Raw genomic sequence first — 11,168 nt, 5'->3', positions numbered from 1 at the left:
AATGAGTTGATAAAGATAAAAATGAGCGATGAGAACGCTTCTTTGTGGCCGGATTTTTTAAAGTCCGCCCTTCATGAAAATGAGCGTTTCTCATTGGTAGTTGAACCAGAGCGTAAGTTATGTGATCTCTGCGATTATCTTTATTACCGTGAGGAGATTCTTTCGTTTCACTCCAATGAATTAGGGGAGATGAGTTTTGATTTTGAAGAACTCATGAAATATCACCAGAGACAAAACTACGCACTTTCCAAGGAGCCGCTGGCAAAAGCACTGGCCATTAAGGGGAGTGGTGAAAAAAGAGTGATCTGGGACACTACTTGTGGCACGGGTAAAGACAGTTTATTGATCTCTTTTTTTGGAGCAAAACTCACCAGTTTTGAGCGAAACCCGGCCGTTTTTCTCCTCTTAAAAGACGCTTTGCGAAGATTCCCAGTGGATTTTCATTTAGAGTTCGGCGATGCCAGAACACTTTCACACTCAGTAAGACCTGAAGTCATCTACTATGATCCCATGTACCCGGCCAAAAAGAAATCGGCCCTGGCCCGCAAGGAAATGCGTATCTTCAAAGAGATTGTCGGTGATGATCCGGATTCAAAAGAATTTTTAGAATGGGCCTTAAAAACGGCAACCGAAAGAGTGGTCGTGAAGCGTCCACTTGAAGCAGACCCTATTAAAGAAAAACCGACAGCGAGTTACGTTGGTAAGAGCACTCGCTACGATATGTATAAGATTTTTTAACCGCCGCTGCGTTTAGTTTTAAACCCAAGTTTTGTGAGCATGGCCTCGGCTTTTTCTCGTTGGTCCCCTTGAAGTTCAATCTGGGGCTTGCCCTCTTTTTTATATGTCCCACCTGTTCCACAATGATTCTTTAGCTTTTTGGCCAGGTCTTCAAAGTAGGCCGGGTTAAATGGAAAATCGTGAATCACTGTCACTAGTTTTCCACCGCGCTGGTTCTTTTCCAATTTTAACTTTAAAGTGACTTTTGCCGGATCAATCGGCACTGATTGGAGAGGTGAGTCAGCGCAAACGCATGGGTCTTCACCACATTTTTTGCAGAGTTTTAAATGGGAGCCATCGCTGGAGTAAACAAGACGGGTGGCGCTTTCTTTGACAGGTTTATTTTGTTTCATTTTTAGCGGTTTTTCATTATTCTAATTTAATCAAAAAAGAGATTTTATATTAAAAGGAATGAGTAGGTTATGGCAAAGAAATTTGACGTTTATGGAATTGGAAACGCCCTGGTCGATATGGAATTTGAAGTCACAGCAGACTTCTTAAAAAAGGCCAACATTGAAAAAGGTCTTATGACCCTGGTAGATGAAAATCGTCAAACAGAAATCATTAACACTCTTCATGGAACTCAACATAAAAGATCTTGTGGAGGCTCTGCTGCCAACACAATGATCGCCGTGTCTCAATTTGGTGGAAAAAGCTTTTACTCATGTAAAGTGGCCAGCGATGAAACTGGGGATTTTTACTTTAAAGACCTGATGGACAATGGTGTTGAAACCAACCTCTCATCAAGCTCACTTGAACCAGGTATCACTGGGAAGTGTATTGTTCTTATCACTCCAGATGCCGACAGGACGATGAATACATTCTTAGGAATTACATCAAATTTCTCTACAAAAGAATTGATAGAAGAGCATATTAAAAATTCTAATTACCTCTATATTGAAGGGTATTTAGTAGCGAGTCCGACAGGGAAAGACGCTTCAATAAAAGCGAAAAAAATCGCTGAAACTCACAATGTAAAAACAGCGCTGACGTTCTCAGACGTCAACATGGTAAATTTCTTCGCTGATGGCCTAAAAGAGATGATCGGCGATGGCGTTGATTTACTATTTTGTAACGAAGCCGAAGCTTTCGCTTACACAAAATCAAATGACCTAAACGAAGCGGTAAGCGCGCTAAAGAAAATTGCTAAAACTTTTGCTATCACTCTAGGGCCAAAAGGAGCTTTAGTTTTCGATGGAAAAGAAGAAATCCAGGTTGTCACGATGCCGGTTGAAGCAATCGATACCAACGGTGCGGGAGATCTTTTTGCAGGCGCGATGTTATACGGTATTAATAACGGTATGACGTACGGGGAAGCCGCTAAATTAGGCTGTTTTGCTTCTTCAACACTGGTCACTCAGTTTGGGGCCCGTTTACGTCTTGAGCAAGTAAAAAAGATCAAAGAACAACTCGCTTAAAAATTATTTTAATAGATAAGGAAATATATGGACCGCTTAAGTGTAAAAAAAATTTTAACAGAAGAAATCGTTGATACAGACGCCACAGTCAAAGGTTGGCTAAGATCTGTTCGTAACTCTAAGAAATTTTCATTCCTGGTTTTAAACGATGGCTCTTCTCAAGAGAACCTACAAATTATCGTCGATGAAGTCCTGCCAAACTACGCTGAAGTTGCAGGCCTTCTTTCTGGCTCAGCAGTTGCTGTGACTGGACGCCTGGTTCGCGGTGGTGGAAAAGTTCAATCAATTGAAATGCAGGCAAAGTCTGTTGAGATCATCGGGAAAACTGATGAAACATACCCGCTGCAAAAGAAAGCGACATCACTAGAGTTCCTAAGAGAGCAAGCTCACCTTAGAATCAGAACAAACACGTTTGGAGCGATCATGAGAGTTCGCCACCATTTAGCGATGGCCACTCATGAATTCTTCTCTAACAGGGGATTTTTCTACTTAAACTCGCCGATCATCTCAGGCGTAGACGCTGAAGGTGCAGGTGAAATGTTTACGGTTTCAACACTGGCCTCAGATGTGACAAAGTCACCAAAAACAAAAGAAGGGAAACTTGATTTCTCTCGCGACTATTTTGGAAAAGAAACTTTCCTGGCCGTTACTGGTCAGCTAGAAGGTGAGTGTTACGCTATGGGGTTGGGAGCTGTTTATACCTTTGGGCCGACATTTAGATCGGAGAACTCAAACACAACTCGCCACCTTTCTGAATTCTGGATGATTGAGCCGGAAGTTGCTTTTGCTGATTTGGATGAAATCGCAGGCCTTGCTACAGACTACATTAAATACTTAATTGCTTACGCTCTGGAAAAAGCTCCTAAAGAGCTTGAGTTCCTAATCAACCGCGAAGACGCTACTTGTGAGAAAAACCACATGGAGATCTTAAAACACGTTCGCGACTCTAAATTCATGCGCATCACTTACACTGAAGCGATGGAGATTTTAGGGAAGGTTGACCCGGCCGTTAAGAAATTCGAATACCCGACAAACTGGGGAGACGAGCTACAAACTGAACATGAGCGCTACCTGGCAGAAGTTCACTTCAAGATGCCGGTTATCGTAACGGATTACCCAAAACAATTTAAGGCCTTCTACATGAAGCAAAACCCGGATGGAAAAACTGTCCGTGCGATGGATATCCTGGTTCCAGGTGTAGGTGAAATCATCGGTGGCTCTCAACGTGAAGACGATCTTGCAAAGCTTGAAGCGAGAATGGATGAAATGCACATGCAAAAAGAACCGCTATGGTGGTACTTAGACCTTCGTCGTTTTGGATCTGTGCCGCACGCAGGATTTGGTCTAGGGTTTGAAAGGGCGCTTATGTACATCACGGGGATGAACAACATTAGAGATGTGATTCCGTTTCCAAGAACTCCAAAAAACTGCGACTTCTAGTCGTCAAAATAAAAAGGCCCTCTTAATAGAGGGCCTTTTTTTTGTCTTAAATTAAAATTTAAAAATTAACGAACAGCTTGTCCAGAAACATCCACGACAATGTGGCTGTCTTGGTCAAATGAAAGCGTGAATCTTCCAGTGTGGTATCCTTCGAAGAATGGACGGTAGTCGATTCTAAAAGAACATCTCTCACCTGGCTGAAGTGTGCGGCAGTTTGTGCTCGCTCCGTAGTTTGTCCCACCAATTGTTGCGCGGATCATGTTCAGTGGAGTTGTTCCTGTGTTTGTTACACGATAAGCGATCGATGAGTACGAGTGCACTCTTTGAACACCAAAGTGGTAGTAGTGTCTTTCAACACCTTTTTCAGACGACAGTTCGATGTTTCCTTGAACATTAGTCTTAGCAAATACCGGCAGGGATAAAAGTAGTGAGCAAGCAAGAAGTAATTTTTTCATAAAGGCCTCTCCTAGTTTTCGGTTTTCGGTTTGTTATTGTTATCACGTGCTTGTGATTGGTTGTTGTTAGGAGCGCCACCTTCGCGGTTTTTATTCCTGTTTCTGTTCCTGTTTCTATTGCGGTTGCGGCCTTGTCCTGGTGGACGTGGTTCACCCGGTTGTCCTTGCCCTTGAGCTTGTTGAGCTTCCCCTTGTGGACGTGGAGGTCTTGGCCCTTGGTTTTGCGGGTTTCTGTTGTGTTCAGGACGTCTTTGTTGCTGTTGAGGACGTTGCCCTTGCTGTTGTTGTGGACGACGTTGTTGATTTTGGTGCTGGTGAGATTTTGTAATCTGCTCAGCTTCCGCCGTGATTTTTTCTGAAGCATTCATCACTTCATCAATTTCATTAGCGTCGTCTTCGTCGAACTCTTCAAAGTCAGCGTTCTTTTCAGCGTATTCTAATTCTTCACCCTCAAGGTTTTTATCAAACGTCTTAAGCGTGTTGTGTTCCATGAACTGTTCAGCTTTTAGTTTTTCTTCTGTTGAAAGACCAATAACTGTCGATGTCTCGTTAGTGATATGTTCAAACGTCTCAGGGAAGCGGTAGTCTCCTGGAAGTTCAGAATCTTTGGCGTGGTATTGGTTGACTGCGTACGTTCTCTTGATCCCTGTGTCTGTCAGCATTTCAAACTGCTCAACCAGGATGTGAAGTTTTAAAACTTTACCTCTGTCGCCGTTAAGCGCTCTGATAAATGTTCCTTCCTTCGGGAGATTTTTTCTTTTGTCTGAGTACACATCGTCTTCGTACTTGATGCAACATTTAATCTGGCCACAAACACCATTAAGCTTACTTGGAATAAGTGCCAGGTTTTGATTCTTGGCCATCTTGATGGAAACGTTTCCATAGTTCTTTAAGAACGATGAACAACATGTCTGAAGTCCACAGGCCCCAATTGCTCCGATAGCAGCTGCGCGGTCGCGCACTGAAATCTGGCGAAGTTCGATTCTCATTTTTAATTCATACACCAGGTCTTTAACCAGGTCTCTGAAGTCAACTCTTGCTGGAGCGTTGAAATAGAATACGGCCTTTTTACCAAACTGAGTGAACTCCACGTGAGTGAGAATCATATCCAGTTTGTATTTTTCAATTAAGTGTAAACAAATAACTTCAGCGCGCTTTTCAGAGTCGCGGAATTCAATCTGCGCCTTAATATCTTCGGCCGTTGCAGCTTTAGCAATCGAGCGAATAGGGAGCATTGATTTGTTGAAAGTCACATCGTAAGGAAATGAGTTGATATAACCAACTGTCATCCCTCTATCACTCATGGCCACAACTTTCTGACCGTAAGCAAATTTGCGTTTTCCAATTAAAAAAGGAAACGAGCGGGCGTTGCCAGGAAAGCGCACGCGGATCATGGTGATGATTTCACCTTCTTTAAAACGTGAGTTTTCTTTTTCGCTTTGATCGACATTTTCGTCAGAAGCTTCGCTGTCTGATTCATCAATCTCGATGGTGTTGTTTGAAATTTCTTCGTTTAGCGTATCTGCATCTTCATATGTGGATGCTGTATCTTGAGAATTGGGTTGCATTAAATTAAATTCCGTAAAAATTAGCACTAGCCTTATATTCTAGGGAATTACGAACGGAAGTCACTGCACATAGCAGTAAGTCAAAACTAAAAAAACAGGGATAAACGCGAGAGTTTGCTGTTGTTGAAAGCTTCACTTTCTGAGTAGTGCTTAAGTTTTTCCAGTTCTTCTGAACAGCCTTTAAAACTCGCACTCTTAAGGGTTTTGTTTAGACGCTCTTCAATAAACTTTTTCTCTAAAAGAAGTTCATCCTCTGAGGCCTTAAGTTCAGCGAGAAGCTCCTGAGCAGAAGCAAATTCAAGTGGTGGAGCATCATAATCAGTCTTGTCTTCGCCAGAAGGCAGAAGGACTTTAATAGCACGGCTCTCAACCGTGGCCAGGAGGTTTTCATCTTTTGGAGCAAAAAGAAAAAGGCAAAAGCCTTCCGGAAGCTCTTCAAAAACTTTAAGGAGTTTATTGGAGACAATGGCGCTTAAGAGATGAGCATCCATGATGAAGATGAATTTCTTTTTGAGTTCGAAGGCCTTGTAGTTAAGAAATTTTTGAAGATCTAAAATTCCCTGAGACTCAACCTTGTAAGAGTTTTCTTTTTTATCTAACTCCACCCATAAAACATCCGGGTGGTCTTGAAGAGGGGTGATGGCCTTTAAAAAGTCATGGCCCCATTCTTTGGGATCAGTGTGCACGCCATACCTGGCAAGATACACTGATCCCAATTGGTTTTTTTCATACTTTAAAAGTAGGGTTTGTGTAAGAGGAGATGACACTTATAATTCTTCTTCCTGATTAGCAGACCTGCTCTGGCCAATAAGCTTATTTGTCGCTTCAAAAATCTGCATCGTCATCTGTTCAAGAGTCACTTCAGCATCAAGCTTTAAAATCCTGTTAGGGAAAAGCTCTGCCATAAGGTCGTAACCTACAACCAGTTTCTTGTAGAAATCCACACCTTTTGATTCGAAATAATCCTTAGGGGCATTTCTCATTTTTTGGCGTTTCTCTGATGTCTCTACGTTGATTCTTAAATAGAACGTCAGGTGAGGAACCAGGTTAAGCGGGAAAACGTTGTGAATGTTTAGAACTTCAGCAACACCTAAACCTCTTGAGTGCCCCTGGTAAACCAGAGAGCTGTCGATATAGCGGTCGCAGATAATCACGGTATTAGGAATAGCTAGTTCTTTTAAAACAACTTCAGAAAGAAGTTGAGCGCGTGAAGAAGCAAAGAGGTGAGCTTCCGCAAGGGGCGTAATCTCAGTTTTTGTTTCCAAAATCGCCTGGCGCATTTTTTCGCCAAAAGGAGTTCCGCCCGGCTCGCGCAGAACTAGAACGCGGAAGTTTTTTTCTTCCAGGTAGTTTTTTAATTTAATAATTTGAGTTGATTTACCCGCGCCTTCAATTCCTTCAAAGCTCAAAAAGAATGAGCCGGGAAAAGCGGGTGCTCTAAATGAATTCAGTAATTCTTGGGTGATTTCTTTCATGTTGTTGTCCTCACCCTTAGAGTACCTAAAATATTCGAGAAGTTAAAGGGTGTTTTTAGTTCGACACTTCACTCTCAAAAAGGTTGTCACTCGAAGGAATTGGACCGTCTTCTGACCCAGAATTGTCGAAGTTTTCCTTTGAAACCTGCGATCTAACCGGGTCTAATTCCATGGCACTGGTGTTGTCATAGAAATAATTCGGATCGTCTTCACCTGCGTTAATTTCCTGGAATTTTGATGATTCCATGAATGATTTTCTTTGATTTGGCCTAATTGGATTCAGGTTTCTCGTTTCAAATTTTCCAGAGCGTCCCTGGTCATTGACTTGATTATTTTGACGTCTTTCACCTAGCTGGCTTCTCGCACTTGGATTGGTCTGTGGCGCCATTGGCTCGTTCATATTTACTGGATCAAGCATTTCGGCCTGCTCACCAACTGACTTCGCTTCTTTATTGCTAAAAGGTGAGCTTAGTTGATTTTTGATGTGGAAAAGAAAGTAACCAATTCCCACGATAGAAACAACTAAAAGCCATTTATAAATAGTGCTGCTGTTAGTGCTCGGTTTTGAATCTGAACTAAATGATGTTTCAACTTTTTCTCTTTCAAAAGATTTACCGCGCTTCACATTGCTTAAGTAAGCAAGCCCTGAGATCGCTTCTGTCTCTGGAGAAATGGCAATGACAGAGTCTTGTTGCTGCATTAATACATGAGAAGGAACACCTGGAAGTTGGTCAGATTCTTTAAGTGACCTGCGGTCAAATCCATCCACTTGGTAGAGTTTCATCCATGTGTGACCGTGGTTTGTAGACACCATATCTGTTAGAAGAATTTCTTTATCTTCCAGCATTGTTGTCAGTTCATATTTTTCAAATGGGCCTGTTTTCTGGCCGTTTCTAAGCATGAAATACTGTTGTTCATCGTCTGTGCTTAAAGTTGTTGCAGAAACTAGTTGTGGTTTTCTTCTCTGGAAATAAGGGTGTTCAAAAAGAGCAATCCATTCAGTGCTGTCGATATTTCTAACTTGATAGTCTTTGACTTCATCGTGGTGATCGATCAAATAGTTTTTTAAATCATAGAGCGTGATAAAACCAAAACTTGAATCAACTTCAGCTCTTATTTCAAAAACGTGCTCACGGGCATCGACGTTTTGACAAGCTTCTCCTTCGCTATAAAGGAAATCCTGAAGAGTCACAGTTTTTAATGCTTGATTGGCCATAATCTCGAACCCTGGTTTGTGCTTAAAAAAACACGGTTTATCAGATTATTTATCGGATATTAGGAGAGATTATTTAGGGTGAAAGTGAAGGACTTAGGCGACAAAAAGGGTTGGGCAAAGGCCCAACCCCATTGATTTTTGATTAAAGAGCTACGTCGAAATAAAGAGCGAATTCTGGGTATTTGATATTTTTTGCAAAAAAGTCGCGCCCGTCACTTCCTGCGAAAATCTTAGATCCAATTTCACCTGTTAAGCTGACTTTTGGAGTAAACGAGTAAGTGTGACCAATGTAATATTCAAACCAGTCGTTAACATCTGGTGCTTTATCAAATGGCGCGTATGAGAAATGTAAGTACTTAAACTGAAAGTATGCACTGTTTTTATCATTAAACTGGTATGAAACAACCCCGATATTCATTTCATGAGAGAAGTCGATATCTTTAGAAGTATCTCCATACCATGGAGTGTTGATAACGATATCATCATTAAAGAAGTACGAAAGTTTATCAGTGATCTGAAATGTAAAAGATGGAATTAATTCCAAACTATGTTTCCAAGTATACTGAGTAATTTTTCCTTTTGCAGGATCATTGGCCAGGTATTGCACTAGTAAAGATGTGGAAAGGTTGTCCCCAAATTTTTTGCTTAAGCTTGTATTGATACGACTGTTTCCGTAACCCGCAGCTTTCCCGTGGTTGCGGTCGAAAATACGACGACCAACGCCGATATCCATCTTAATACCATTTTCTTTTTCAGTTAAAACGTTTTCTCGGCTAATTAGAACAAGAGATCTATAGTGACGGTTGATATAAGTTCCTCTTAAAACGGTAGCATCCGTGTACTTGAATTCAGACGTAGCTAAGATTTTCCAGTTTTTCACCGGTCTATAGATAATAGTCGGGTTATGCATGATTCTTAAATCTTGAATATCGTAATCTTCTTTGTTTGAACTTGTTAGGTCTTTTCTCGTGAAGTAATACTCACCGTGATAAGAAGCGCTGAAGTGAGATTTTAGATATCCCCAAATGCTTGCTTGATCCTCTTCTTTTGATTTTTCAGCAGCTAATTTTGCTTCTTCAGCTCTTTTAGCTTCAAGTGCTTTTTCTTCTTCTGCTTTTTTTGCAGCTTCAGCAAGACGAGCTTCTTCGGCCTTTTTAGCTTCTAGAGCTTTTGCCTCAGTTGCCTTTTTTGGATCAGCCTTTTTCTTTGTAGTTGTTTGCGCCATAGCGTTACTAGCAAGCATTAAGCTGATCGTCATTGCTAGACTCATAGTAAGTTTAGAAAACATCTCTTCCACTCCTCATTAGATAGTTACTTCAGTGTACCCCGTGCAATCGGATTCATTATTCTTTATTAGTTTACTCAAGATTACAATGTTATTTTAATTAGTTGTCCATAAAAGCCCTAAGAGTAAGAAAAAGTAAGAAATGTTTAGTCCAAATGCTCGTAGCAGAGCAGCTGCCTGAATATTAAGTGACAAGCTGGCACTGGTTTGAGATTCTGAGCGTCGATGTCACAAGTTTTTTTTATTTTTCTCCTATTACTGGCCACTTTGATCCGCTTACCACTGTCGATTTTGATTGTTGTGTTAAGGCCCTTGGTTCCTTTTTTTAAAAAGAGACTCAACTTTGAACGCCAGAACTTTCTGGAAGAGGAATGCCGCTCATTTAAAAAGGATAACCTTAAGGCCGACTACTGTTTTGAGATTTCTTCAGAGGGAGAACTAGAGCAGGTCAGACCTTTAATAGAGGCCGTCCTAAAGAGTGAAAAAAAAGTCGAAATCATTTATTCATCTCCTTCCGTAGAGGTGAAATGCCACAACCTTTATAAGAGTCATCCTGAACTCATTCGTCTCTTCAGGCTTCCTTTGTTGTCGGCCTCTCCTGTAAATATTCTTTACTTTCAAAGTGTATGGGAATGGGTGAGTGCACCTGTTGTGGTTTTTTGCCGCTATGATTTTTTCCCGGAACTTCTGACGTTAAAACTTTTTAAGAAAAAATTTATTCTTGTCTCTGGTGCTTTTAAAAAAACATCGTGGTTTAAGCTCCAGAGTTTTATGTGCTTTGATGTGGTGATCGCCGCTACAGATAAGGAAAAAGAAAACTTCACAAAACTTTTTTCCGGAACACCTAAGAAAGTTTTCTCATGCGACTTCCGCGTGCCAAGAATAACGGCGAGAATGCAGAAGGCAGCAGAAGTGCTGGCGCAAAAAGATGTGCTCACAACTTATATAGATGTTTTAAAAGCATTGCCTGCTGATCAAAAGATCATCCTGGGAAGTGCCTGGCCTTCAGATATGCCGATTTTAAAAGATGAAAAATTAATTGCGGCCATAAGAGAGAAGAAGCTGCATCTTTTGATTGCCCCTCATAAACTCGACGACGAGTTTGTCCTGCGTTTAAAGCAGAGTTGTATTGAACTTTTTGGAGAAGAGAATGTCGGGGTGGTTAATAACCAGACGACCTACACTCATCATCCTGTTGTCATCTTGCAAATGGGCGGAGTGCTCTGTGAGCTTTATAGTCTTTTTAGCCTCAGTTATGTGGGCGGCGGATATGAGCGATCAATTCACTCGGTTTTAGAGCCCTTTGTTTCCAATAACGCTGTTGTTGTAGGCCCTAAAGTTGGCCGCTCGACAGAATACGACCTGGCCTCTTCCTTACTTCCCGACGAAATTCATGTACTCAATCGAGCAGATTCCTTTTATACTATTAAGGAATCGATGAATTTAGAGACTTTGAATCGATCAAAGCGCGAAGAGCTCCGAGTGGAATCGGCGCGTGAAATGAAAGCAGTGATTGCTGAACTTCTAGGGTAAG

At 41.4% G+C, this 11,168-nt stretch carries 11 protein-coding genes; 4 read left to right on the top strand and 7 right to left on the bottom strand.

Features of this window, described 5'->3' with window-relative positions; translation table 11 throughout:
* The first annotated feature begins 21 nt into the window (after nucleotides 1-21).
* Nucleotides 22-738, top strand: coding sequence for a class I SAM-dependent methyltransferase (locus C0V70_RS09720; protein WP_158649635.1), 717 nt, complete (start codon nucleotides 22-24; stop codon nucleotides 736-738).
* Here C0V70_RS09720 and C0V70_RS09715 read toward each other — a convergent pair.
* Nucleotides 735-1,130, bottom strand: a complete 396-nt coding sequence (locus C0V70_RS09715) for a translation initiation factor (RefSeq protein WP_102243667.1) — start codon at nucleotides 1,128-1,130, stop codon at nucleotides 735-737. The genes C0V70_RS09720 and C0V70_RS09715 overlap by 4 nt on opposite strands.
* A 69-nt stretch (nucleotides 1,131-1,199) precedes the next feature.
* On the opposite strand from C0V70_RS09715, the gene C0V70_RS09710 reads away from it, so the two are divergent.
* Both C0V70_RS09710 and asnS read left to right on the top strand, forming a co-directional pair.
* Nucleotides 1,200-2,195, top strand: a complete 996-nt coding sequence (locus C0V70_RS09710; RefSeq protein ID WP_102243666.1) for an adenosine kinase — start codon at nucleotides 1,200-1,202, stop codon at nucleotides 2,193-2,195.
* 27 nt (nucleotides 2,196-2,222) lie between these two features.
* Nucleotides 2,223-3,635, top strand: coding sequence for an asparagine--tRNA ligase (asnS, locus tag C0V70_RS09705; RefSeq protein WP_102243665.1), 1,413 nt, complete (start codon nucleotides 2,223-2,225; stop codon nucleotides 3,633-3,635).
* A gap of 65 nt (nucleotides 3,636-3,700) precedes the next feature.
* On the opposite strand, the gene C0V70_RS09700 is transcribed toward asnS, so the two are convergent.
* From C0V70_RS09700 to C0V70_RS09675, 6 genes are all read right to left on the bottom strand, one after another.
* Complete coding sequence (locus tag C0V70_RS09700; RefSeq protein WP_102243664.1) at nucleotides 3,701-4,090, bottom strand: Ig-like domain-containing protein; 390 nt, start codon at nucleotides 4,088-4,090, stop codon at nucleotides 3,701-3,703.
* 11 nt (nucleotides 4,091-4,101) lie between these two features.
* Nucleotides 4,102-5,658 carry a PSP1 domain-containing protein gene (locus C0V70_RS09695; RefSeq protein ID WP_102243663.1) on the bottom strand — a complete coding sequence of 519 codons (1,557 nt, stop codon included), beginning with the start codon at nucleotides 5,656-5,658 and terminating at the stop codon, nucleotides 4,102-4,104.
* An 86-nt stretch (nucleotides 5,659-5,744) separates the two neighbouring features.
* Nucleotides 5,745-6,425, bottom strand: a complete 681-nt coding sequence (locus C0V70_RS09690) for a DNA polymerase III delta subunit-related protein (protein ID WP_102243662.1) — start codon at nucleotides 6,423-6,425, stop codon at nucleotides 5,745-5,747.
* Nucleotides 6,426-7,133 carry a dTMP kinase gene (gene tmk, locus C0V70_RS09685; protein ID WP_102243661.1) on the bottom strand — a complete coding sequence of 236 codons (708 nt, stop codon included), beginning with the start codon at nucleotides 7,131-7,133 and terminating at the stop codon, nucleotides 6,426-6,428.
* Between the two features lie 55 nt (nucleotides 7,134-7,188).
* Complete coding sequence (locus tag C0V70_RS09680) at nucleotides 7,189-8,349, bottom strand: GYF domain-containing protein (protein WP_102243660.1); 1,161 nt, start codon at nucleotides 8,347-8,349, stop codon at nucleotides 7,189-7,191.
* Between the two features lie 142 nt (nucleotides 8,350-8,491).
* Nucleotides 8,492-9,637: a hypothetical protein gene (locus C0V70_RS09675; RefSeq protein WP_102243659.1), complete on the bottom strand. Its 1,146-nt coding sequence runs from the start codon at nucleotides 9,635-9,637 to the stop codon at nucleotides 8,492-8,494.
* A 264-nt stretch (nucleotides 9,638-9,901) separates the two neighbouring features.
* Here C0V70_RS09675 and C0V70_RS09670 point away from each other — a divergent pair, with 264 nt between their 5' ends.
* Nucleotides 9,902-11,167: a glycosyltransferase N-terminal domain-containing protein gene (locus tag C0V70_RS09670; protein WP_158649634.1), complete on the top strand. Its 1,266-nt coding sequence runs from the start codon at nucleotides 9,902-9,904 to the stop codon at nucleotides 11,165-11,167.
* Nucleotide 11,168: the final 1 nt, after the last annotated feature.

It is taken from the genome of Bacteriovorax stolpii (assembly GCF_002872415.1).
GTDB classification, from domain to species: Bacteria; Bdellovibrionota; Bacteriovoracia; order Bacteriovoracales; family Bacteriovoracaceae; genus Bacteriovorax; species Bacteriovorax stolpii.
This window is presented reverse-complemented; position numbering and strand designations above follow the sequence as displayed.